Below are 22,868 nucleotides of genomic sequence, written 5' to 3' on the forward strand. Positions count from 1 at the left end.
CCGATATAGACTGGAAGAATGGGAAACGGATCTTGATAGAGTGCGGGGCAGGATTCATGCCCGTTGTTCTGCTCCCCCATAATGATCGACAGCGAAGCTGAACAATACTTTCAGCATAAACAGGGTGCCGGCCAATAACATGTAGGGCTGGATGTTGGACAGCAAGAACGTACCCCCTATGCCGATCGATAGGAGCAAGCCTCCTACAAAATGCTGCGATGATTTCCCGATCAGCGCATTCACGATCACAGCTCCAGCGATGGTATATGCCCATATTCCCACCGCATACACCATGTCGGTATCCAGCAATACGGCGACCAGGAGGATATGAACGTGAATGGCGATGAACACAATCCGCTGTTTTTTACGGGCTGCATAGAAATTACTGGTCGAGCGGGTGAAATTGGCGATACAGCCGCAGAAAATATCGAAAATAAGCAATAAAGCTAGGATACCACGCCATAAAGGCAAAGAATGCAGGATATCCGGAAAAACAAGGCTTACCGCTAGGGTCAGACATCCGCCGAACGCCAAGACGACAAGAATCGTGCCAACGGACTGCTGTTCACCGAAAACCTCATGCAGAATCGAAGGAATCCTTATTGCTTTCATTTCATACCGCCCTCATTTCTTCGTAATTTAATTTGAAGTTATGTAGTAAATAGAGTAATATACTACAAAAAGAGTATAACTTCGAGTAGGTGAATGTCAATTGTTTTGTAGTGAAAATATTGAATCACTCTAAAACTTGGTTTATACTTCATTCGAGGTGGAGAACACATGAACGGGTATGAACGCAGAAAGCATAAAAAAATGGAACAAATCTACGCTGTCGCTTTCCAGCTTTTTTCGAGGCACGGTTACCAAAAGGTTAGCGTTAATGAAATCGCCCAACAGGCAGGCGTGTCACCTGCAACGATATATAACTATTTTGGAACCAAAGATCAGCTCTATATGGATATGATCATGGATTGGACGGACAAGCAGTTGGCGCTGTATGAGCGCATTCTGGATTCCGGGCGCACATTTGCCGAAAAGACCCAAGAAATCATGCTGCTGGAGGCTAAAAATCTGACCTTTTTATCGGAAGAGTTTCGGAATTTCCAAACCTCCGAGGAGCGCGGCATAAGTCAGACCATCCAGCAGTATAGCGAGGAGAAGGTGAAAGATTTTTTTATGAAGTTTGTCGCGCTGGGGAAACAAGAAGGGTATATTCATAAGGATCAAACCGAAGAGGTCACGATGCTGTACTTCTCGATGTTCATGCATGAGCTGGGGCGACGCTGGGATTCGGGGAACCGGGAATATGTCAACGGCAGCATGGAAACCTTGATGGAGCTTTTCTTTTATGGTTTAGCCGGACAAATACATGAAGGAAAATAGCAATTATACGGTTTTATATCATGTTTGAGCTGTTACGGAAAGTGCTCCTAAACGAAGTATGTCTTGAATGGCGTATTTATAGAGGAATGAATAATAATGAGAAATGAGCCTCAAATATGGGAGGCTTATTTCTTTTATTTAGGTTCTTCCAAGGCTGGAATGGTGTTTTTATTCATGCGGTGGGGTAGGAACAGGTTGATTCATACTGCTTTTTAGTCAACGATCTTGGTGTTACTTTTCTTCTTGCTGTGATTACGTTTTGCAATGTCAGTCTGGCCGAGTATGTAATCAATGCTTACGTCATAGAAATCCGCTAGTTTGATCAATACTGAGCTAGGTACGTCCAAATTTCCACTTTCGTATCGAGAGTATGTGGTTTGAGAAATGTGCAAATAATCCGCCAGCTGCTGTTGTGTCAGATCTCTGTCTTCGCGTAGTCCTCGAATTCGTTTATACATCATATATCACCCATGAAAAGTTTAGTTTATGCGAAAATTGCATATTGATATTTATGCGTTTTTCGCATAAAATTTATTAATAAATGGTATGAGGAGTATCGAAGTCTTAGATGGACAAAAAAATGAAGGCAGTTAATCCCGAGGGTAAGTTAATGATTGATGTTATTTTAAGTTCAGAAATTATCGTAGATAGTTATGGGAAATTAACGTATGCAATTAAAGAAGCTATCTCTGCTGGCGAAATAGAAAAGCTTAAACAACTTCATTCCAAGTATCTCTATTTTTTTGAAAATTCGTTTAAGCGGTTGAATAAGTCTGAGAAGGAATTTATTCGGCGCTGGGTCGATGACAAGAAAGGAGCCGTACATGAACGAATTAACGAAAGCGCAAATCGTTGATCTGGTGACAAGTCTGTATAATGGGGAAGGCAGCGAGGAAGAGGTGGGGGAATGGATCGAATTGCTGCAGCGGAATGTTCCCCACCCCGACATTAGCAATTTGATTTTTTGGCCGGAAAAAGATCTGACACCTGAGGAAATCGTTGATAAGGCATTGAATTATAAACCAATCGTACTATGAGCTCGTTGATGATCGTGCATTTGGTCAAAAAAGCAGCCGCTTCGCATATTAGCGAAGCGGCTGCTTTATCGATAGATGGTATTATTGCTGAACGATTGCGATAATTTCGTCTTCCAGCTCAAGTCGTACTTGCTCACTGTAAGCGCGGATATTGTATTCGGAGTACAGGTAGCGGAGAATAGCTTCGATGAGGTTAGCCTCAATCAAATATTGCGTTCTTCCGCCGACCCATACTTCAGCTGTATATCCGGTATCTTCGTCCCAGCTAAGCTCAAGCGATACATCGGTTGGTTTGACGCCTCTGCGTTCCGCCTGATGAAGGCAGACCGCATTGACGATTTCGTCCATGCTTAGAACCATGGATTAGTACCGATTATTGTTATTGTTGTTGTCGCGAGGCTCGTTTTGTTTACGGCGATTCTTCACGGAGCGTACAACAGCCATAACGATCATAATCAAAGCCCAGATTGCGATCAGGTTAATGAGCAATCCCATGATTTCGCCCATGAAGCCCATGCCGGCGAACATGCTGCCGAAGAGCAAGCCAGCCAGACCACCGATCATAAGTCCTTTCATCAAGCTGCCACCGCTGAAAAATCCTGGTTTTTTCGTGTTAGCGGCTGCCCCTGTATTGGAACGGTTGTTCGTTTGTTGAACATTATTAGTATCCTTTTTCGGAGTGCTGTTGTATGACTTGGTCCCGGATTTGAAACCTCCGCCACCTCTTCTGGCATCTGCGGAATCAGGCGTCAGCGCTACAAAGAACAGTGTAATCGCTACAAGAATCGTCAATACTTTTTTCATCGTGTTCTGTCGAACCTCCCAGTAAATTTAGAGTAATAAAGAGTAATACGGACGAGTCACGATAAGGTTTCAAAATTTGTGCGGCCATGTTTTGAGGCTGTTGTGTGCTGCTGCTGTCTCAGTAATTCCAGTACCCAATCACACCATTTCAGCTCGGTTTCAGCCATCATCAGCCCTTTGGTAGCGAGTACATAATTGCTGAAAGCCTTGCTTCCAATCTCGCGGGTATCCTCCGGAATTCCCTCTAAAATCTGCTCATAATAACGTTTTTTCTCCAGATACCCGATTCTGCGGTCCTCGAAAATATCGACGGCGATGCCGATCTCCGTCAGCCACAGGCAAAAGGTTCGAAGAGAAAGTTCATCCTTGGTGACTGCAGGCGCGATTGGTTGGTACATCCATTCACGCAGCTTCTGCATGCCTTTTTCTGTAATCGCATAAATTTTCTTGTCCGGTTTATCGCTTTGCTGAACCCAGTGCGAGGACAACAGCTGTTTCTCCTCCATGCTGGACAGCAGGGGATAGATTTGACTGTGTTTGGCCTGCCAAAAGGGCTGTATTCGAAGCATCAAATCATATCCTGATGATTCTCTTCTTGCTAGTAAGCCTAACAAGCCGTATGACAACGTATTCATGGACATAACTCCCTTTGAAACGCATATCGTGGACGCTAAGGCGTGGATGGTCATCCGCCTATTGGTCCGGTTGTTAAAAAGTGTACACTGAAACTGTATGGTTTGACAACTGGGGGAGGGGGCTTTCTCTCTGCTTTTGGCAAAATTGTGACTAAAAAAGCACAAACGCGTATGCGTTCGTGCTTCCATTTGACTTTGATCGAATTATTCGTTCTCGTATCCTTCTACGACCAGATCAAGCGCGCCGGTGTTAGGGTCGATGACCATGCCATGAACGGGAACGTTTGGAGGAAGAAGCGGGTGGTTTTTAATCAGGCTCACCGTATTTTTTACGCCGTCCGTAATGTTATCGAAACCGCGAAGCCATTTGGATAACCGGATGCCGGAGTTTTCCAGCGTGGATAACACTTCATCGGATATGCCGCGGTCTCTCATATGCTGGATCATATCATCCGCGTTCAAGGAAGCCATGCCGCATTCGTAGTGACCCACAACGATGACTTCTTCGGCGTGCAGCTCGTACAGTGCAACCATGACGCTTCGCATAACACTTCCGAAGGGCTGTGAAATGATCGCGCCGGCATTTTTAATGATTTTGACGTCGCCATTTTTGAAATTCATCGCTTTAGGGAGCAGTTCAACCAATCGTGTATCCATACAAGTAATAATGACGAGTTTCTTCTCAGGAAAACGCCCTGTCAGGTAGGATTCGTACTCTTTATTCTCTACAAAGCTGCGATTGTGTTCCAGTATGCTGTTAAGGTGTTTTTCCATCGATTTTCTCTCCTTTGTATCTATAAATTATTTGTTGTAGTTACGCTCTGGCATCTAATACTTGAATATTGGTGCCATAGTTCTGTCCGCTGCTGTCCAGCCGGAAGGAGTAAGTGGCTGGATCTGCATCGAGCCTCATCTTCTCTTCGAAAAAAACGGCCTGCTTGCGGTTTACGATAAACGACACCGGGCTGCCTGTCTCGACAGCGATATCTTCCGTCGTCGGCTCATCTACAATACGCAGGCTTGGGACGCCGTTGACGGCACATCCGCATCCCTCCGTGTCATAGATCAGCCTGATTGCGCCCGGCTTGTCCCCGAGCTTGTCCTTCAGCTTCAGCTCGGCTTGCCGGGTGAGTTGAATATTCACGGCCTCCTGACACTCCTTTATATGTATGTTGTTATTTATTCTTTCTGGAAGTTGATTATATACCTTGTAAAAAGTATCATCAATAGAGTAAAGAAAAATCCTAATATAAAAAAAGAAGGTGTGCCGGAATGGCAGTACAACATTTACCACAATGGGAACAATTTGATCGATTGGTTCGCAAAATTATGAGTTATTACGAAGCTATTGGCCTACTTCATTGGGATTTACGGACGGGTGCTCCACGCAAGGGAACCGAAATCCGTTCAGAAACGATCGGGGTTTTATCTACAGAGGCATTTAAACTGCAAATATCGGAAGAGATGGGTCAGCTGTTATCATTTTTTTCGGAGCCGGAACAGGCGCATCAGCTGGATGATCGCGAACGCCGCATGATTGCGGAAGTGCGGAAGGTGTACGATCAGAGCAAATCCATTCCGCCTGAACGCTTTCAGGAGTATTCCATTCTCGCCGCCCAATCGGAGACGAAGTGGGAGGAAGCGAAGAAGAACAGCGATTTTGAAGGTTTCGAACCTTACTTAACGAAGATCGTTGCGTTCAAGCAAGAGTTTATTGATTATTGGGGCGTGAAAAACACCAGATACGACACACTCCTTGATATGTATGAGCCGGATTTAACGGTGGAAAAGGTGGATGCTATTTTTGACCGTCTGAAAGCGCGCCTGGTACCGCTGGTTCATGCGATCCAGAAATCGCCCTACAAGCCGAGAACGGACTTCTTGAAGCAGCTGTTCCCGAAAGAACAGCAGGAGAAATTCAGTTTGTTCCTGCTGGAGCAGATGGGCTACGACTTTGAAGCGGGACGTTTGGACGAGAGTGTGCATCCATTTGCAACGGGCTTAAACCCTGGAGACGTGCGCATTACGACCATGTATCTTCCGGACGATGTGCTAAGTGCGGTATTCAGCTCTTTGCATGAGGGCGGGCATGCCCTTTATGAGCAAAATATCGATAAAGAGCTTGCAGGAACGCCGCTCTCCGGCGGTACCTCGATGGGCATCCATGAATCTCAATCCCGATTGTGGGAAAATATGATTGGTCGCAGTCGCCCGTTCTGGCGCCGTTATTTCGCGGATCTGCAGCAGCACTTCCCAGAACAATTGAAGGACGTGGACATCGAGGATTTTTATTTGGCCGCGAACAAGGTAGAGAACTCTCTGATTCGAATTGAGGCGGATGAGCTTACTTATAACCTGCACATCATTATTCGTTATGAGATCGAGAAGAAACTCTTTAACGAAGGTTTGGCCGTGAAGGATCTGCCGGAGACCTGGAACGCGAAGTATAAAGAATACCTCGGCATTATGCCGCCAAATGACGGAATGGGCGTTCTGCAGGACGTTCACTGGTCCGGCGGGGATTTCGGATATTTCGCTTCGTATTCCCTTGGCAATATGTATGCGGCCCAGATGCTTCACACGATGCGCAAAGAACTGCCAAACCTCGACCAGCTTATCGAAGAGGGGAACCTCGCCCCGATCAAGGAATGGCTGACGGACAAGGTTTACAAGTACGGAAAGAGCGAGAAGCCGTCCGAGATCATCGTGCGCGTCACCGGAGAAGAATTGAATCCGGACTATCTGGCCGATTATCTCGAAGAGAAGTATAAAGAGATTTACAAACTTTGATCCACATTATAAACGCAGCCCAAGTGGCTGCGTTTTTTTTGTATTAAGACAGTATACAACTCTGAAGCTTCAATGCTTATCTCGCTAGAAAAGCTTCCACTAAACGTGGTCTGTCCTCCGAGAAAATACGTCGATAGACGGTTTACGATCGATCATGCCAAATGAATAGCCCCCAGCATATCTATCAGGCGTTTAACCTTTGGGCAGGCACATGCATATGCTGAAAAGAAACAAAGGGTCAATGGGAATGGAGGGTTACGATGAAGCGTCAAAAATGGTGGGGGCTGGCGTTAACCATGCTGCTTGTTTGCGGAGTGGCGCTTGCCGGGTGCGGTGGCGGCGGATCGGCTACGAAGGTCAAGATTGGCGAAGTGACGCGCTCGATCTTCTACGCGCCGCAGTACGTCGCATTGGAAAAAGGATTTTTTAAGGAAGAGGGGCTTGATGTCGAGCTGCAGACGACCCCTGGCGGAGACAAAACGATGACGGCCCTGCTGTCAGGAGCCATCGATGTGGCACTTGTCGGCTCGGAAACTTCGATTTACGTGTATCAACAGGGCTCTGAAGATCCGGTCATTAACTTCGGACAGGTGACGCAGACAGACGGGACATTTTTGATGGCCAGGGATGAGGGCGCATTTGACTGGAACAACCTGAAGGGTAAAGTATTCCTCGGTCAGCGTAAAGGCGGAATGCCGCAGATGGCAGGCGAGTTTACGCTCCGTAAAAAAGGGATCGATCCGCACGCGGACCTGGAACTGATTCAGAATATCGATTTTGCGAATATCGCCTCTGCTTATGCTTCCGGCACCGGTGAATTTGTTCAGCTCTTTGAACCGCAGGCCTCCATCTTTGAAAAAGAAGGCCGTGGCAAAGTGGTGGCTTCCTTTGGCGTAGAAAGCGGACGACTGCCATATACCGTATTCATGACAAAACAGAGCTTTATCGACAAAAACGATGCCACGGTGCAGAAGTTTACGAATGCCCTGTACAAGGCACAGCAATGGGTGGATGCGAGCAGCCCCGAAGATATCGCGGATGCAATCATGCCTTATTTTAAGGATAGCGACCGCGACATCGTAGTGTCTTCCGTTAAACGCTACAAGGAGCAGGGCAGCTATGCGACCGATCCGATCGTGGACGAGGCGGAATGGAACAATCTGCTGGACGTGATGGAGCAGGCCGGGGAACTGAAAGAACGTGTAGCGCCTGAAACAATCGTCAACAACAGCTTTGCCGAGAAAGCGAAACAAGCCAAATGATGAAATAGCCTAATCCATAGAACGAAGGGAGAGAGCACCAATGGTACCGGTAGTTGAATTGAACGATATCGCTCACGTATATGTCACGGATCGGGAAGCCTCTCTGGCTGTGGAAGGGATTCAATTGAAGGTGGAACCGGGGGAGTTCATCAGCCTGGTTGGGCCTAGCGGCTGCGGCAAGACAACGATTTTGTCTGTCATTGCCGGCTTGCTGCAGCCATCTAAAGGAGCCGCTTATGTGAACGGCAAACCGGTAAACGGGCCGTCGCCGGCGGTCGGGTACATGCTGCAGCAGGACTATTTATTTCCTTGGCGCACCATTATGGATAACGCCTTGATCGGCTTGGAACTGACGGAGCGGTTGAATCCGGAAAGTCGCGGTATCGTTCAGAGTTTGCTCAAGGAGATGGGCCTTGGGGACAGCGGCAACCTCTATCCCGCCCAGCTGTCAGGCGGAATGAGACAGCGGGTTGCACTTGTAAGGACCTTGGCGACGGATCCGGGCCTGCTATTGCTGGATGAACCTTTCTCCGCACTCGATTATCAGACGAAGCTGCAGCTTGAAGATCTGATCGTGGACACCTTGAAGGAGCGCGGGAAGACCGCCATCCTGGTGACCCATGATTTGTCCGAAGCCATTGCGATGAGCGATCGGGTCATTCTCCTGAACCGCAACCCGGGGAGGATTCACCGAATGTTCAATATTCCTGAGAACATACGTCAGGTACAGCCTTTTTATGCTCGTAAGGAGCCGGGGTTCAACGAATTGTTTCATGAGATCTGGGGCGAAATGCAAACGATCGGGAAGGAGTGAAGCCTATGACATCAAGGGATGAGCCTCATGCTTCTTCTTCGAAGGGCTGGCTCCAGGATATTTATGTAAAACACATGAAGCGCAAGAAAAGTTTACGCAGACGCGTGCTGACCGTCCAGCTTAGCATGCTGCTGCTATTCTTTATCTGGTGGGAAGCGGCGGGGAGATTCAAATGGATAGACGTGCTGCTCTTCAGCTATCCGACCAAAATTTTTGCCAACATATGGGGGAATATGATCAGCGGCGAGTTATGGGGGCACTTGGGGATCACGGTAGGGGAGACGGTTGTCGGATTCCTGCTCGGTACGCTGGTAGGCACGCTGCTCGCCGTATTCATCTGGTGGTCACCGTTTCTTAACAAGGTTCTGGATCCCTATATGGTTGTGTTCAACAGTATGCCGAAAGTAGCGCTGGGTCCGATATTTATCGTGATGTTTGGCGCAGGTTTTACGGCTATTGTTGTCACTACGTTATCCATCACGGTCATCGTGACCACGCTTGTTGTATACAACAGTTTTCATGAGGTGGATTCCAATCTGATCAAGGTCGTCCGGACGTTCGGCGGAACCAAGCGCCAGGTGTTTCAGCGGGTTATTTTGCCAGCTTCGTATCCGGCGATCGTATCAACGCTCAAGGTCAATGTGGGCATGGCATGGGTCGGCGTCATCGTCGGCGAATTTCTGGTCGCCAAATCGGGTCTCGGTTACTTGATTATGTACGGGTTTCAGGTATTCAATTTCACGCTTGTGCTGTCGAGTCTGCTCATTATCGCCGTCGTGGCAACAGCCATGTATCAAATGGTGGTATATATAGAAAGGAAATTGCTGACTCATCGTTAATGGGCTTGGTCTATTGCCCCCAGGCATGGTTGTTTATGGCATAAAAATAAGCTAGGATGAAGATACCTTATATATGTGGTCATATAAAAAGAAACATATATAGTCATCATCAACTCGCCTGGAGGCTCTTCATCACATGGGATTTCGTGTCATCAAAACGGCTGCGGCAAGCCTGCTTGCCATCTTAATTACAGATGCCTTGAACATACCGGGGGCTACGTCCGCCGGTCTTCTTGCTATACTTGGCGTTGACGTCACGCGAAAACGGAGTGTGCGCTCCATATCGTCCAGATTGTTCGCTTCATTGCTGGGTCTGGTGCTGGCGTGTATTCTATTTTATTTTCTCGGATTTCATTATTGGGTATTGGCTCTATACATATTGCTTGCCTTTCCCGCGATTTCGAAGGCGAACTTCAAGGAAGGCATCGTAACCAGCTCGGTCGTGGTGTTTCGGGTGTTCCAGGGGGAAGAGATCGGGATGGACATTTTGCTCACCCAAATTGAACTGTTGATCATCGGTCTCGGATCGGCGATGCTTGTGAACCTGGTTTATATGCCGAACAGCGAGGGAGCGATGATGGAGATCCGCCAGAAGGTGGACGGGCTCTTCTCCGTCATTTTCCGTCACTTCTCGCTTACGCTTCGGGATCCTGAACATATATGGGACGGGAAAGAGCTGATTGAGGCCAACCGGCAGATTGAGAAAGGAATTGAGGAAGCGAAGCGGGCATCGGAGAACCAGATGATTCATCCGGACGGCTCCTGGAACATCTATTTTTATATGCGGAAGGAACAGATGGAGAATATCCAGAGCATGATGCATCAAATATCCCAGGTGTACGAGCGGCTTCCTCACGGTGTGCTGACGGCGGAAATATTCGATCAATTAAGCAAGGATGTCGTTGCCGAAGGATATACGGGCAAGTCCGAAGGATTGCTGATTGAGCTGGAGGACAGGTTCAAGGAGATGGAACTGCCGACTACTCGCGAAGAATTCGAGGTCCGTTCCGCGATCCTGCAGCTATGCCATGAGCTGGAATACTATTTGAATATTTCAAAGAAGTATAAGGCGCCCACGGCAAAAAAACCGCAGAAGCGCGCGGATTCGGCCGTATAGCTCTGGGATTTGCAAAAAAAAAATCTGATATTTTTAGCATCATATGAATTTATTTGGACCACTTCATTCAACATTCGCCCATGTCTTGCATACACATGTATGGAATGATTGTATGGAGGAGGTTCGAAGATGTCATTGAGTCATAAACACCAATGTAGAGAAATCATCACGAAGGCGATCTGCGGCAAGGGTCGTAAATTCTCTACCGTAACACATACCGTGACTCCGCCTAATAATCCGACCAGTATTTTGGGGGCTTGGATTATAAACCATCAATACGAGGCGGTTGCCGCCGGAGACGGAATTGAAGTTATTGGTACTTACGATGTTAACATCTGGTATTCCTATGACAAAAATTCACAGACCGATGTGGCGAAAGAAACGGTATCGTATGTAGAACGCGTGCCTCTTTCCTATCTGGATCCGAAGCATCGTGCATCCACGGTGGAAGTGTCGGCTGAAGCGACACAGGAGCCGAGCTGCGTTGAGGCCAGCGTATCCTCGAATGGCACGAGTGTCATTCTGCGGGTAGAGAGAGAGTACGCGGTGGAGCTGATTGCCGAGACCAAGGTCGTTGTCAAAGTATGCAGCCATCATCATGGCGATTACGAGGACAAAGAATTCGATTACGTCCTGGGAGACGAAGTCGATGATTACGAAGACCTTGATTACGAAGGTCTGGAGGATGAACTGTAAGATAACCCTCCTGTAGGAATGATTCTAATCTTAGCATATGCAGTGAGGGCAGCTTTGCGGAGGGCGGATGCCCTCTTTTTTATTTTTTTTTACAGGGGGACTAGGAGATGGCTCAATTTAAAGTAAAACCAGCTGCTGTAAAAGAATATGTACCCTTGAAGGGAGCTGCTGTGCTTCTCGCGCAGGCACGTCTGTCCAGATCCGGAATACCGTCCCTTCTGGGCTTGGGCTCGGTTGAGGAAAAGCATTACACGGCCAGGTACGCGGTTCATGTTGAGCAGCTGTCCGCAGTCTCGATCCGCTCCTATCAGCTCGGCGGCGGTGAAGTCATGTTTGAGCCTGACCCCGAGAACGGGAGGTATGAGGATGGCCTGCATCGGCGATTGGAGAAAGCGGCCCTGCGGTCGCTGTATACGCTGGGCGTGGATGAAGGAGAGGTTATCATCAATGCCCGGCCCGAGCGAAGATATGTAGTCGAGGACATCCGCATGAAAGCGGGCCGGATTAAAACCGTCATGAGTGCGAAGGGGGTGCCGGCGGCAGGTTTTCACGCGCATAACGAAGACAGTGAATCCCCTTTGGCTGCGCCGCTGCTCATGGGGATGGATCCCGAGTTTGTGCTGATGAAGGATAACGGGGAGATTGTGTTTGCATCCGAATTTATGGAGCGCGGCGGATCGGTCGGCAGTGACGCCGTTCGTTTTCGGGGGGAGGTCATTTACCCCATTGCCGAGCTCAGACCGTTACCGAGAGCGAATCCGAAGGCGTTAATGATTGAAATGCAAAAAGCTCTGCGTCAAGCCCAGAGCCTGATTACCGATCGTTCGCTGACATGGAGGGCAGGAGCTCTGCCTTATGGTGATTTCCCGCTAGGCGGTCATATTCATTTCAGCGGAGTACCGCTCTCCCTGTCCCTTCTTCAGACGCTGGACAATTATCTGGCTCTGCCGCTGGCGCTGCTCGAAGACCCCAAGGGGCGTTTTCGCAGACCGCGTTATGGGTTCCTGGGGGATTTTCGGAGGCAGCCGTATGGCGGCTTTGAATACCGTACGCTTCCCAGCTTTCTCGTTTCCCCGCTTGTCGCGAAGGTGTCACTTTATGTTGCCTACCTGGCAGCTCGATACAGCGACCGTTTGCTGGCGAGGCCATTCAATACGGAGCGTTACCATCGCGCCTATTATGAAGGCGACAAGTCCGTGCTTAAAGAATGTATCGCAGGCTGGCACAGGGATTTATCAGCGCTGCCGGAATATTCGGACTTTGCCCGCGAAATCGAACTGGCGCTTGCTCACATGGAAGCGGGGCGGGCCTGGGATGAGAGCAGAGATATCAGGCCGCTATGGAATATTCCCGTTTAAGAGGTTGTTCAAAAAGTCCGATTTTGATAAGAAAACCAATCGAGGCCAATCAAGGATGAGCGACCGCGATTCAAAGGTAGGTTTTCTTGCGATATAGAATTTCATCAGCTCTGCTGATAACGAATAAATTCTATATCTAACACGAAGTGAATCAAGAAGCAACTCGGCATCGAATCTTGAATTCAGCCGGGCCTTCCGGTGCTCACGTACAAACTACGTACGCTCCGCTCCTCACTCCCTAGCTTCATCCAACTGAAGCGTTTTGAACAAACGCACATCGGAAGCATAAGCTTCGGTGCTGAAAACCGACCTTTTTGAACGCGCACGTTAAACCGTAATGCCTTGCGGTCAATTTCTGTTATAATGGAGGTCAAGCTAGAAGGTAATGGAGGTACGTCATGGCTAAATATACGCCGATGATTGAACAATATTTGAAGGTCAAAGAACAAGCGCGCGATGCGTTTCTTTTTTTCCGCTTAGGCGATTTTTACGAAATGTTTTTTGATGATGCAATCCTTGCATCGAAGGAATTGGAGATTACGCTGACCGGCCGCGAAGGCGGCGGTGCAGAGAAAATACCGATGTGCGGAGTCCCTTATCATTCCGCGGAGGGTTATATTCAGCGGTTGATTGAGAAGGGGTACAAAGTCGCCATCTGCGAACAGATGGAGGATGCTTCAGTCACGAAAGGCATGGTGCGGCGGGAAATCGTTCGGGTCGTCACGCCGGGGACCATCATGGACGGCAAGGTTGTGCACGACAAGTCGAACAATTACATGGTGTGTGTCACGGAAACGGGCGGCTTGATGTCTTTATCGGCATGCGATCTGTCAACCGGGGAGCTTTATGTGACGTCAGTTCCATCTTCGGAGGAATGGCTGCGGGATGAGATTGGCCTCTATGAGCCTTCCGAGATTATTGGGGACGCGGCGCTGCTTGATATCATTTCATCTCAGGCGCTTCCAGGCAGCCGCAACATCGTCTATACGGCATGGGATCGCAGGGAGGACGCATTGGTACGCACCCAGTTCGGTGAGCCGGCTTGGGCCCGCCTGGAAGAGGAGCGAAGAGCCTGCATATCCCTGCTGATCTCGTATTTAAGCGAGACGCAGAAGCGGTCGCTGGGGCAGCTGACGCAGATTGCTTCCTATGAACCGGGACAATACATGGTTCTGGATCCGTTCACCAGACGCAACCTGGAGCTGGTTGAGACGGTTCGTGAGCGTTCGAAGAAAGGATCGCTCCTGTGGCTTCTGGATCGCACGGAAACCTCGATGGGAGCCAGACTCCTGCGGCGGAGAATCGATAAACCGCTGCTGTCCCGCAGCCGGATTGAAGAGCGGCTGGAGGCTGTTGAGCATTTGTATAACCAGTACATACTGCGTGAAGATTTGCGGATGGCGCTTAAAGAGATATACGATCTGGAGCGATTGGTCGGCCGGATTGCGTTCGGCAGCGCGAACGGACGGGATTTGAACGCGCTCAAACTGTCATTAAGACAAATTCCTTCTCTGAAAGAGCTGTGTGCCGAGTCTGCTTCCGAGACGCTGCGCCGGGTGGCTGCGGATACGGATATTTGCGACGATCTGTGCGAACTGATCGAGAATGCGATTGTTGACGAACCGCCGGTATCCGTGCGTGACGGAGGCATCATCAAGCCGGGTTATCACGAGCGGCTGGATGAGTTTCGTGAAGCGAGCACCAGCGGCAAACGCTGGATCGCCGAGCTGGAAGCCAAGGAACGCGCGGCTACGGGGATCAAGTCGCTGAAGATCGGTTACAACAAGGTGTTCGGCTATTATATCGAGGTGACGAAGTCCAATCTGTCGTCCCTGCCGGAAGGCCGGTATGAGCGCAAGCAGACGCTGGCGAACGCGGAGCGTTATGTCACGCCCGAGCTGAAGGAGAAGGAAGGATTGATCCTTGAGGCGCAGGAGAAGATGGTGGATCTGGAGTACGCTCTCTTTACCGAGCTCAGGGACAAGCTGAATACCCAAGTGAGCCGGCTCCAAAAGCTCGCGGAGCGCATTGCCGAGATTGACGTCTATCAATCCCTGGCCGCGGTCAGCGCGGAATACCGGTTCGTGAAGCCGGAGCTGAGCGAAGGGTATGATTATATCGTTGAAGGCGGTCGTCATCCTGTCGTGGAAGCCGTCATGAAGGATTCATCGTTTATCGCGAACGGGACGGATTTACGCAAGGACGGCTCCTCGATCCTGCTGATTACCGGTCCGAATATGGCTGGAAAAAGCACATACATGCGCCAGGTTGCCTTGTTATCGATTTTGGCCCAGATGGGCTGCTTTGTTCCGGCAGAGCGCGCGGTTATCCCGCTGGTGGACCGGATCTTTACCCGCATCGGAGCGGCAGACGATCTGATCGGCGGCCAGAGCACTTTTATGGTGGAAATGGCGGATATTCAGGTCATGACGGAAAAAGCAACGCCCCGCAGTCTGATTATCATCGACGAGCTGGGACGCGGTACGTCGACGAGTGAAGGCATGGCGATTGCGCAAGCCGTGATTGAGTATGTGCATGACCATATCGGCTGTAAGGCATTGGTATCCACGCATTTCCATGAGCTCGCCCATCTTCAGGAAAGCCTTGGCGGTCTCAAAAATTATTCCATGGCGGTTCAGGAAAGCGGAGACAAAGTGCATTTTCTCCGCAAGCTGATCCCTGGCGCGGCTGACAGCAGCTACGGCATTTACTGTGCGAGATTGGCAGGATTGCCCGGCAGCATCATTGACCGCGCCTATGGGCTCCTGCAGGGCCTGGAGATGGCCTCGCTGGCCGCGGTGGCATCGGAGCAAGGGATTGTGATGCAGCGCGAGCAGCCAGCTGCCGCAGCTCCTTCCGATGAGAGACGAAGCGGATCGGAAGCTGTCTATGAGCATCGTGATGATAAGATGCCGTATACCGAAAGCTTGAGCGGCGCCGACCGGAAGGGCGGCGTGGTGCAGCTCTCCATTTTTGGCGAGGAGGAAGTGCCTGAACCGAGTGTTAAGCCTGGCAAGGATCAGCATTCCATGGCGCAGGAAACTTCTCAAGATCCTGCCGTCAAGAGCCTCATTGCTGCCGTTAAAGGCGCGGACGTGATGAATATGACGCCGCTTCAGGCCATGCAATTCCTGAACGACCTGAAGCTTCAAGCGAAGGATATGTGATTTTGGCATGGGGATGAAATGAAACGGAGGTAGGAACGATGGGGATTATTCGGATTTTGGACGAGCATATTGCAAACCAGATTGCTGCCGGTGAGGTGGTGGAGCGGCCTGCCTCCGTTGTAAAGGAGCTAGTCGAGAACGCCATTGATGCCGGGAGCACCAAGATTGACGTAACGGTCGAAGAAGGCGGACTGGACAGCATTCGCGTAACGGATAACGGCGCCGGCATTGATCCGGAGGATTGCGAGACGGCTTTTTACCGCCATGCGACAAGCAAAATCGCTGAAGGCCGCGATCTGTTTCAAATCACCAGCCTTGGATTCCGGGGCGAAGCCCTGCCATCCATCGCGGCCGTATCCAAGGTGCGTCTGGTTACGTCCAATGCTCAGGATGGCCGCGGACGGGTGCTCGAAATCGAAGGCGGTCATCTGCGCGTGAACGAAGAAACGGCTGCACCCCGAGGAACGGATTTTCTCGTGAAGGAATTGTTCTTCAATACGCCGGCAAGGCTGAAATATATGAAAACGATCCAAACCGAGCTGGGGCATATATCCGACTATGTGTATCGTCTGGCCCTTTCCCGGCCGGATATTGCCTTTACGCTCAGGCACAATGGAAACTCGCTGCTGCAGACGCTGGGCAACGGCGATGCCCTTCAGGTCATTGCGGCCATATACGGTACCCAATCGGCCAAAGCGATGCTACCGTTTGAAGCGGAGAATATGGACTACACGCTAAGCGGATATATCAGCCGCCCGGATTATACCCGGGCAAACCGTAACGGCATGTCGCTGATCATCAATGGGAGGTATATTCGGAACTACGGCTTGATGCAGGCGATTTTGAGAGGTTATCATACGCTGCTGCCAATCAACCGGTTTCCGCTCGTTGTCATTCAGTTGTCCATGCACCCCTCTTTGATTGATGTGAATGTTCATCCCTCCAAGCTGGAGGTGCGGTTCAGTAAAGAGCAGGAGCTGTTCGCTTTGGTGGAGGAAGAAATTCGCAAGGTGCTGCAGCAGGAAATCCTGATTCCACGCCCGGCCAAACAAAATATTGGCAAAAGCGACAACGCCTATATCCAGGAACAGCTGCAATTTTCTCCTGCGCAAAGCCATGCCTCGCCGAACGACAGCGGCAGTGAACGGGATATCGCGATCCCCGGAAGCGGCGAGCCTTCAATTGGCGGAAACATGCCTCTCAAGGCGCCACCTGCAGCGACATGGCCGGAGGGGCAGGTCTTCACCCGGTCTGAGCCGGATATCAAGCGCGCTTATGGGTCCGGAGCAGCAGGTACATCCGCCACCTCGCAAATGCGGGAAACGGCAGCAGCTTCTTCTTATCGCAGTGAATACCGCAATGAGACCAGGGGGAATGCCGGAATTCCTGCCGTAACGAAAGAGTGGCTGCAGTCGGCCTCAGGACCAGATCCAGAGATCCCGCCATTTCCGGAGCTCACGCTTATCGGCCAGCATCACGGCACTTATCTCATAGCGCAGAATGATACCGGGCTGTACCTGATTGATCAGCATGCCGCGCATGAGCGGATTAACTACGAGTATTACTACGAACAGTTTGGCAACCCGGCAGACGCATCCCAGGAGCTGCTGCTGCCGATTACGCTGGAATTTACGCCCTCGGAATCGGAAAAGGTGAAGGAACGGCTGCACTGGTTTGAAAAGGTTGGCGTGTATATGGAGTTTTTTGGCGGTCATACCTTCCTGGTGCGCTCCCATCCGTTCTGGTTCCCCAAGGGCGACGAGAAGGCCATTATCGAAGAGATGGCTGAATGGGTGTTGAGCGAACGCAATATCGATATCGCCAAGCTGAGAGAAACCTCGTCGATCATGTGTTCCTGCAAGGCTTCCATCAAAGCCAATCAGAAGCTGACGGAGCAGGAGGCGATGACGTTGATACAGCGTTTGGGCGCCTGCCGGCAGCCATACACATGTCCGCATGGACGACCGATTGTGGTTTCCTTCTCGGCTTATGATTTGGAGAAAATGTTTAAGCGCGTTATGTAACAGCAAGGAGGACCTTCATGATAATAACAACTGGAGAAGCGGAAGCGCCGGACATTGTGGAGCGCGCGATAAGTTTAGCCCGGGAAACCGGCTGCCGTTATGTCCAGCGCGGCGGTCATTCATTGCGAAAATTAGCACGCAGGTCCGGAGATGACGACGTGTTGGTCGTACTCAACGGACATGTACGTCTTAGCGGACCGGACGGCTCGGTCATGGAATTTCATCCGAGCATGGGGTTTGTCCGATTGAAACGCGTACTGAGCGGAAAACCCGATCCCATGCTGGAGGCTTCCGGAATGGAGGAAGGGGATTCCGTACTGGATTGTACGGCGGGGCTTGGAGCCGACTCCCTGGTATTTTCGGGCAAAGGCGGCCCGAACAGTCGGATCACTGCTCTGGAAAGCTCGCTTCCCTTGTATGCGCTGCTGAAAGAAGGGCTTCGGACCTATGAAAGCCATCTGGAGGCCAGTGATCAGGCGATGAGGCGAATCGAGGTCAGGCACAGCCATCACTTGGATTATTTGAAGTCGCTGCCGGACCGGAGCGTAGACATTGTTTATTTTGATCCGATGTTCCGTGAACCGATCGCCGAATCGGCTTCCATCCATCCTTTGAGACATTATGCAAACGGGGAGCCGCTGGAAATGGAAAGTGTGAGAGAAGCGGTCAGGGTCGCGCGCAAAACCGTTGTCATGAAGGAAGCGCGATCCAGCGGAGAGTTTGAACGGCTTGGCTTTACATTGCCTGAACGGGGAAAATCGAAAATAACGTACGGAGTGATTTCCATTGACAGTTGAAACCAAACCGAAACTGCTCGTTCTTATAGGACCGACAGCTGTAGGTAAAACCAAAATGAGCATTGAAATTGCGAAGGAATTCGGATGTGAGATTATCTCGGGCGATTCGATGCAGGTATACCGGGGAATGGATATCGGAACAGCCAAAATTTCAGTCGAAGAAATGGAAGGCGTCCCCCATCATCTCATTGACATTCACGAGCCCGATCACCCCTATTCGGTAGCCGAATTTCAAGAGCAAAGCCAAAGGCTCATTACGGAGATCACGCAGCGGGGAAAACTTCCGTTCATTGTTGGCGGAACCGGCCTTTATGTGGAGTCGGTGTGCTACGGCTATCAGTTTAGCGAGACCGGAGCGGATGAAGTTTTTAGGGAAGAGCAGTTCCGCTATGCCAATGAACACGGAGCCGAGGCTCTTCATCAAAAATTGGCAGAGGTTGATCCTGAAACGGCCGAACGGCTTCACCCTAATGACCTACGCCGGGTCGTTCGTGCTTTAGAAATATACCATATGACCGGCGTCCCACTTTCGGCCCAACTGGCGCCCCAAACCAAGCAATCTCCCTATGACTTATGCTTGGTCGGTTTGACAATGGACAGGCAAATGCTATATAACCGTATTGAAGAGCGAATTGATCTTATGCTGAGCCAGGGACTTGTTGATGAGGTGGCGGCGCTCATGGACAAAGGGTTCGCTCCGGGACTTGTATCCATGCAAGGGTTGGGTTATAAGGAAATCGTTTCATACCTTAGCGGAGAATTCAGCTACGAGGAGGCCGTCGTGCTGCTCAAGCGCGATACACGCCGATTCGCTAAGCGGCAGCTATCTTGGTTTCGCCACATGAAGGACATCGAGTGGGTAGACGTCACCGACTCGGGAAATTTTTCTGCAAACTATCAAAAAATCCGTGCTATAATAGCAGGAAAGTTTCACTGAAATCTTGAATATATTTTCAAAACAATCTAAATGAACCATTGGGGGTACGGCTAATGAACAAGTCCATTAACATCCAAGACACGTTCTTGAACCAACTGCGCAAAGAGAACATTCCGGCCACGGTATACCTTACAAACGGCTTTCAGATCCGTGGAACGATCAAAGCTTTTGACAATTTTACCATCGTGATTGACAGCGACGGCCGTCAGCAAATGGTGTACAAGCATGCTATCTCCACGTTCATGCCGCAGCGTAATGTGTCCCTGATGCAGGATAACAGCAGCGATCAATAGATTTTAGAATGGTTTTATAAAGAGCAGAATCATACCGTCAACTGATTAATTTGAAACTTTTTGGTTTATAATTCGTTTAGCTTATAAGGAGTGCAGAGAGCAACCTGAGAAGGTTGTTCTTTTCTTTCCGAGGCATGACTTAAAGTCAGAAGGCTTGATCCCGCAAGGGAGTAAGGAGGGGGACAAATGGCTGGAAAAGATAATCAGATGTCACGGTTGAATAAAAACAAAGACAACTCGAAGACATCCAAAACCACGAAACCGAATGCGAAGAAGAAAAAGGGCAAGGGAAAGCGAATCGCGTGGGCGTTGTTTTTCACGGCCGTCATTGCGATCTTCTGTGCGCTTGCAGGTTATTTGTTCATCCTGATCAGCGGTGAAAAGCTGCTGGAGCAGAATCAGGATAAATTGACCGCATACGGTACTTCCAAGGTATATGACCGTAATGGCGCGCTGATGGGCGAACTATCCCTCCAGAAGAGTGATCCCGTGAAGTACGAGGATATTCCTGAGAAATTGATACAAGCATTCATTGCAACAGAAGATAAACGGTTCATGGAGCACAACGGCGTGGACATGTGGTCGATCGGCCGCGCAGCGGTAAAGGATATCATGGCCCGTTCCATGGTTGAAGGCGGAAGCACGATCACACAGCAGCTGGCGAAGAATATATTCTTGACCAGGGATAAAACCTTCTTCCGGAAGGCGACGGAAATGTCGATCGCGCTGGCGCTTGAGCGTCAGCACAGCAAACAGGAAATTATCGAGATGTATTTAAACCGGATTAACTTCGGAGGACCTTATTACGGCATCAAAGCCGCATCCGAGCGTTATTTCGGCAAGTCGGATCTGAACAAGCTGGATTTATGGGAAATGGCGACACTTGCGGCAATGCCGAAGGGACCGTCCCGATATAATCCGCTTAAGAATCCTGACCTCTCCAAAGAGCGTCGTGCGGTCGTATTGACCCTGATGGAACAGCAGGGGTATATCACGGCCGAAGAGGCAGCGGAAGCCAAAAAAGTGGACTATGCTTATACACCGCCTGAAAGACAGCAGAAATATACAGCGTTTATCGATTATGTCATGGAAGAGGCAGAAGAGAAGTGGGGCCTTACCGAGGACGACGTTAACATCGGCGGTTATCAGATTTACACCACGATGGACGTGAATGCCCAGACGGCAATGGAAGAAGAGTTCAAGAATCCGGAAAACTTTGAAGAAAGTCCGGACGACGTGCCGGTTGAAGGTTCTATGGTCATCATAAACCAGGAAACCGGCGGTATCGTCGCCATGTCCGGTGGACGGGAATATACGCGCGGCGGGTTCAGCCGGGCTACCGACAGCCGTCGTCAGCCGGGATCCGCCTTGAAGCCGATTGTATCGTATGCACCGGCGCTGGAATCCGGGAAGTTTACGAAGGACTCCAGATTAAGTAATAAAAAGCAATGTTTTGGCAGCAATTACTGTCCGAACAACCTGCACGGTTACTCGGAGACCATTGGCATGCCGGAAGCGATTCAGCGTTCCGAGAACATTCCGGCCGTATGGCTGTTGAACCAAATCGGCGTAAAAGCCGGATTCGAGTTTGCACAGAGTCTCGGCATCAAGATGACCGAAGGCGATGCGAACTTATCCCTGGCCCTCGGCGGAATGGATACAGGTACGAACACATTTGAGATGGCACAGGCTTTCAGCGCTTTTGCCAATGGCGGAGAATTTAAAGAGGCTTTTGCGATCAAACAGATTAAGGATAACAAAGGCAAGGTTGTGCATGAGAATAAAGGCAGCAAAGGGAAGCGCGTAATGAGTGCTTCGACGGCTTCGCAAATGACAGACATGATGAAGCGCGTCGTAGAGGACGGAACGGGTAGAAATGCTCGAATCAGCCGTCCGGTAGCCGGTAAGACCGGAACCACGCAGAGCGGCTATAAGGGCGTCAGCTCAAACCGCGACGTATGGTTTGTCGGATATACGCCGGAGTTAACGGCAGCTGTATGGATGGGTTATGACAACCCTGACCGGCAGCATCTGCTGAAACGAAGCAGTTCGATCTCGGCTTCCCTATGGGGCAAAGTAATGGAGAAGGCGGTTCAGGGATATGAAGCCAAGAGCTTCCCGAGTACCGAGCCGGTACAGCCGCCTGTAGAAGAAACGACATTAACTGCAGTCAGCGGTTTGACGGGCTCCTATAACGGGGAGACTCAGACTGTATCACTGAGCTGGAATCCGGTTCACGGCAACATTCAATACCGCGTGTACCGTAAGGAAACGTCGGAATCGGAATACACCCGCATTCTCGATTCCTTGGGAGGAACCGCTATCGAGGATATGAGTGCGATGGAAGGTTTGACTTACGATTATTATGTGACGGCCTTCGATCCATCAACCGGCGATGAGTCGGAACCTTCGAACATTTTGCAAATCGTGGCTGTATCCGAGGAATTGCCGCCTGAGGATCTGGAACCCGATCCGGGGGACATTCAGGAACCGCCTCCGGTTGATGAAGGTGACAACGGAGCTGGCAATGAGTTCCCTCCTGGAAATGAGAATGGCAACGGGAACGGCAACGGTAATGGCGAGCCAGGCAATGGGAATGGTGAAGGCCCAGGCAATGGCAACGGAAATGGTAACGGTAACGGTAACGGTAACGGTAACGGTAATGGAACAAATCCTCCTGACAATGGAAACGGGGCCGGGAATGGCCAAGATGGTCAATTTCCTGGCGATGGATCGGATGGCTCGGGAGATGGATCTAACAATGGCGACACAGGCACTGGAGGAACCGACACCGATTCGGGCAATATTCCTACGGTACCGGGAACCATTGTGGAGCCGTCGGATCCGGTTGACGGATCTGACGAGTCCCAGGACAGCCCATAATGAATTTGAAAGCCTCCGCATGATTGCGGAGG

At 50.2% G+C, this 22,868-nt stretch carries 23 protein-coding genes; 16 read left to right on the top strand and 7 right to left on the bottom strand.

The window, feature by feature from the left end; genetic code table 11:
• Positions 1–54 precede the first annotated feature (54 nt).
• A complete protein-coding gene (locus BJP58_RS31995) occupies positions 55–612 on the bottom strand; it encodes a hypothetical protein (protein WP_194542031.1) in 558 nt (185 codons plus the stop codon).
• Positions 613–780: 168 nt separating this feature from the next.
• On the opposite strand from BJP58_RS31995, the gene BJP58_RS32000 reads away from it, so the two are divergent.
• Positions 781–1,383, top strand: coding sequence for a TetR/AcrR family transcriptional regulator (locus BJP58_RS32000; protein ID WP_194542032.1), 603 nt, complete (start codon positions 781–783; stop codon positions 1,381–1,383).
• A gap of 212 nt (positions 1,384–1,595) precedes the next feature.
• On the opposite strand, the gene BJP58_RS32005 is transcribed toward BJP58_RS32000, so the two are convergent.
• Positions 1,596–1,841, bottom strand: a complete 246-nt coding sequence (locus tag BJP58_RS32005; protein ID WP_194545136.1) for a helix-turn-helix domain-containing protein — start codon at positions 1,839–1,841, stop codon at positions 1,596–1,598.
• Positions 1,842–1,951: 110 nt separating this feature from the next.
• On the opposite strand from BJP58_RS32005, the gene BJP58_RS32010 reads away from it, so the two are divergent.
• On the top strand, positions 1,952–2,239 hold the full coding sequence (locus tag BJP58_RS32010; RefSeq protein ID WP_194542033.1) for a hypothetical protein: 288 nt from the start codon (positions 1,952–1,954) through the stop codon (positions 2,237–2,239).
• Positions 2,208–2,420 (top strand): bacteriocin immunity protein, encoded by a 213-nt coding sequence (locus BJP58_RS32015; protein WP_194542034.1) that lies wholly within the window; start codon positions 2,208–2,210, stop codon positions 2,418–2,420. Before BJP58_RS32010 ends, BJP58_RS32015 begins: the two co-directional genes overlap by 32 nt.
• A gap of 81 nt (positions 2,421–2,501) precedes the next feature.
• On the opposite strand, the gene BJP58_RS32020 is transcribed toward BJP58_RS32015, so the two are convergent.
• From BJP58_RS32020 to BJP58_RS32040, 5 genes are all read right to left on the bottom strand, one after another.
• The gene (locus BJP58_RS32020; RefSeq protein ID WP_071218258.1) at positions 2,502–2,780 is read right to left on the bottom strand and encodes a YxcD family protein; all 279 of its coding nucleotides are present in this window, start codon (positions 2,778–2,780) and stop codon (positions 2,502–2,504) included.
• A gap of 3 nt (positions 2,781–2,783) precedes the next feature.
• On the bottom strand, positions 2,784–3,224 hold the full coding sequence (locus BJP58_RS32025; protein WP_194542035.1) for a hypothetical protein: 441 nt from the start codon (positions 3,222–3,224) through the stop codon (positions 2,784–2,786).
• A gap of 56 nt (positions 3,225–3,280) precedes the next feature.
• Positions 3,281–3,859 (bottom strand): PadR family transcriptional regulator, encoded by a 579-nt coding sequence (locus tag BJP58_RS32030; protein WP_113056814.1) that lies wholly within the window; start codon positions 3,857–3,859, stop codon positions 3,281–3,283.
• 204 nt (positions 3,860–4,063) lie between these two features.
• Positions 4,064–4,633: a beta-class carbonic anhydrase gene (locus tag BJP58_RS32035; RefSeq protein ID WP_071218255.1), complete on the bottom strand. Its 570-nt coding sequence runs from the start codon at positions 4,631–4,633 to the stop codon at positions 4,064–4,066.
• 40 nt (positions 4,634–4,673) lie between these two features.
• Positions 4,674–5,003: an iron-sulfur cluster biosynthesis family protein gene (locus BJP58_RS32040; protein ID WP_194542036.1), complete on the bottom strand. Its 330-nt coding sequence runs from the start codon at positions 5,001–5,003 to the stop codon at positions 4,674–4,676.
• Between the two features lie 128 nt (positions 5,004–5,131).
• On the opposite strand from BJP58_RS32040, the gene BJP58_RS32045 reads away from it, so the two are divergent.
• The 13 genes from BJP58_RS32045 (at position 5,132) to BJP58_RS32105 (ending at position 22,836) form a co-directional block, all read left to right on the top strand.
• The gene (locus BJP58_RS32045; protein ID WP_194542037.1) at positions 5,132–6,649 is read left to right on the top strand and encodes a carboxypeptidase M32; all 1,518 of its coding nucleotides are present in this window, start codon (positions 5,132–5,134) and stop codon (positions 6,647–6,649) included.
• 260 nt (positions 6,650–6,909) lie between these two features.
• Entirely contained in the window at positions 6,910–7,911 is a 1,002-nt protein-coding gene (locus BJP58_RS32050; protein ID WP_194542038.1) for an ABC transporter substrate-binding protein, read from the top strand.
• Between the two features lie 40 nt (positions 7,912–7,951).
• Entirely contained in the window at positions 7,952–8,725 is a 774-nt protein-coding gene (locus BJP58_RS32055; RefSeq protein ID WP_194542039.1) for an ABC transporter ATP-binding protein, read from the top strand.
• A gap of 5 nt (positions 8,726–8,730) precedes the next feature.
• On the top strand, positions 8,731–9,564 hold the full coding sequence (locus BJP58_RS32060) for an ABC transporter permease (protein WP_194542040.1): 834 nt from the start codon (positions 8,731–8,733) through the stop codon (positions 9,562–9,564).
• Between the two features lie 136 nt (positions 9,565–9,700).
• Positions 9,701–10,681 (top strand): aromatic acid exporter family protein, encoded by a 981-nt coding sequence (locus BJP58_RS32065; RefSeq protein ID WP_194542041.1) that lies wholly within the window; start codon positions 9,701–9,703, stop codon positions 10,679–10,681.
• Between the two features lie 129 nt (positions 10,682–10,810).
• Positions 10,811–11,377 (top strand): outer spore coat protein CotE, encoded by a 567-nt coding sequence (locus BJP58_RS32070; protein ID WP_071218248.1) that lies wholly within the window; start codon positions 10,811–10,813, stop codon positions 11,375–11,377.
• Positions 11,378–11,484: 107 nt separating this feature from the next.
• On the top strand, positions 11,485–12,735 hold the full coding sequence (locus BJP58_RS32075) for a putative amidoligase domain-containing protein (RefSeq protein WP_194542042.1): 1,251 nt from the start codon (positions 11,485–11,487) through the stop codon (positions 12,733–12,735).
• A gap of 398 nt (positions 12,736–13,133) precedes the next feature.
• On the top strand, positions 13,134–15,902 hold the full coding sequence (mutS, locus tag BJP58_RS32080) for a DNA mismatch repair protein MutS (protein ID WP_194542043.1): 2,769 nt from the start codon (positions 13,134–13,136) through the stop codon (positions 15,900–15,902).
• A gap of 38 nt (positions 15,903–15,940) precedes the next feature.
• Positions 15,941–17,926, top strand: a complete 1,986-nt coding sequence (gene mutL, locus BJP58_RS32085; protein WP_194542044.1) for a DNA mismatch repair endonuclease MutL — start codon at positions 15,941–15,943, stop codon at positions 17,924–17,926.
• Between the two features lie 17 nt (positions 17,927–17,943).
• Positions 17,944–18,723, top strand: a complete 780-nt coding sequence (locus BJP58_RS32090) for a class I SAM-dependent methyltransferase (protein ID WP_194542045.1) — start codon at positions 17,944–17,946, stop codon at positions 18,721–18,723.
• Positions 18,713–19,660 (top strand): tRNA (adenosine(37)-N6)-dimethylallyltransferase MiaA, encoded by a 948-nt coding sequence (gene miaA, locus BJP58_RS32095; protein WP_194542046.1) that lies wholly within the window; start codon positions 18,713–18,715, stop codon positions 19,658–19,660. Before BJP58_RS32090 ends, miaA begins: the two co-directional genes overlap by 11 nt.
• Before the next feature lie 53 nt (positions 19,661–19,713).
• Positions 19,714–19,953 (top strand): RNA chaperone Hfq, encoded by a 240-nt coding sequence (gene hfq, locus BJP58_RS32100; RefSeq protein ID WP_071218242.1) that lies wholly within the window; start codon positions 19,714–19,716, stop codon positions 19,951–19,953.
• Positions 19,954–20,139: 186 nt separating this feature from the next.
• Complete coding sequence (locus BJP58_RS32105; protein ID WP_194542047.1) at positions 20,140–22,836, top strand: transglycosylase domain-containing protein; 2,697 nt, start codon at positions 20,140–20,142, stop codon at positions 22,834–22,836.
• Positions 22,837–22,868 lie beyond the last annotated feature (32 nt).

The organism is Paenibacillus sp. JZ16, from assembly GCF_015326965.1.
Taxonomy (GTDB): Bacteria; Bacillota; Bacilli; order Paenibacillales; family Paenibacillaceae; genus Paenibacillus_AQ.

Coding starts and splice junctions, on each gene's coding strand:
- BJP58_RS32045 (WP_194542037.1), top strand. CDS start 5,132: ATGGCAGTACAACATTTACCACAATGGGAACAATTTGATCGATTGGTT.
- BJP58_RS32020 (WP_071218258.1), bottom strand. CDS start 2,780: ATGGTTCTAAGCATGGACGAAATCGTCAATGCGGTCTGCCTTCATCAG.
- BJP58_RS32060 (WP_194542040.1), top strand. CDS start 8,731: ATGACATCAAGGGATGAGCCTCATGCTTCTTCTTCGAAGGGCTGGCTC.
- BJP58_RS32005 (WP_194545136.1), bottom strand. CDS start 1,841: ATGTATAAACGAATTCGAGGACTACGCGAAGACAGAGATCTGACACAA.
- BJP58_RS32105 (WP_194542047.1), top strand. CDS start 20,140: ATGGCTGGAAAAGATAATCAGATGTCACGGTTGAATAAAAACAAAGAC.
- mutS (WP_194542043.1), top strand. CDS start 13,134: ATGGCTAAATATACGCCGATGATTGAACAATATTTGAAGGTCAAAGAA.
- BJP58_RS32025 (WP_194542035.1), bottom strand. CDS start 3,224: ATGAAAAAAGTATTGACGATTCTTGTAGCGATTACACTGTTCTTTGTA.
- BJP58_RS32075 (WP_194542042.1), top strand. CDS start 11,485: ATGGCTCAATTTAAAGTAAAACCAGCTGCTGTAAAAGAATATGTACCC.
- BJP58_RS32010 (WP_194542033.1), top strand. CDS start 1,952: ATGGACAAAAAAATGAAGGCAGTTAATCCCGAGGGTAAGTTAATGATT.
- BJP58_RS32035 (WP_071218255.1), bottom strand. CDS start 4,633: ATGGAAAAACACCTTAACAGCATACTGGAACACAATCGCAGCTTTGTA.
- BJP58_RS32030 (WP_113056814.1), bottom strand. CDS start 3,859: ATGAATACGTTGTCATACGGCTTGTTAGGCTTACTAGCAAGAAGAGAA.
- BJP58_RS32015 (WP_194542034.1), top strand. CDS start 2,208: ATGAACGAATTAACGAAAGCGCAAATCGTTGATCTGGTGACAAGTCTG.
- BJP58_RS32090 (WP_194542045.1), top strand. CDS start 17,944: ATGATAATAACAACTGGAGAAGCGGAAGCGCCGGACATTGTGGAGCGC.
- BJP58_RS32000 (WP_194542032.1), top strand. CDS start 781: ATGAACGGGTATGAACGCAGAAAGCATAAAAAAATGGAACAAATCTAC.
- hfq (WP_071218242.1), top strand. CDS start 19,714: ATGAACAAGTCCATTAACATCCAAGACACGTTCTTGAACCAACTGCGC.
- BJP58_RS32065 (WP_194542041.1), top strand. CDS start 9,701: ATGGGATTTCGTGTCATCAAAACGGCTGCGGCAAGCCTGCTTGCCATC.
- BJP58_RS32050 (WP_194542038.1), top strand. CDS start 6,910: ATGAAGCGTCAAAAATGGTGGGGGCTGGCGTTAACCATGCTGCTTGTT.
- BJP58_RS32055 (WP_194542039.1), top strand. CDS start 7,952: ATGGTACCGGTAGTTGAATTGAACGATATCGCTCACGTATATGTCACG.
- mutL (WP_194542044.1), top strand. CDS start 15,941: ATGGGGATTATTCGGATTTTGGACGAGCATATTGCAAACCAGATTGCT.
- BJP58_RS31995 (WP_194542031.1), bottom strand. CDS start 612: ATGAAAGCAATAAGGATTCCTTCGATTCTGCATGAGGTTTTCGGTGAA.
- BJP58_RS32070 (WP_071218248.1), top strand. CDS start 10,811: ATGTCATTGAGTCATAAACACCAATGTAGAGAAATCATCACGAAGGCG.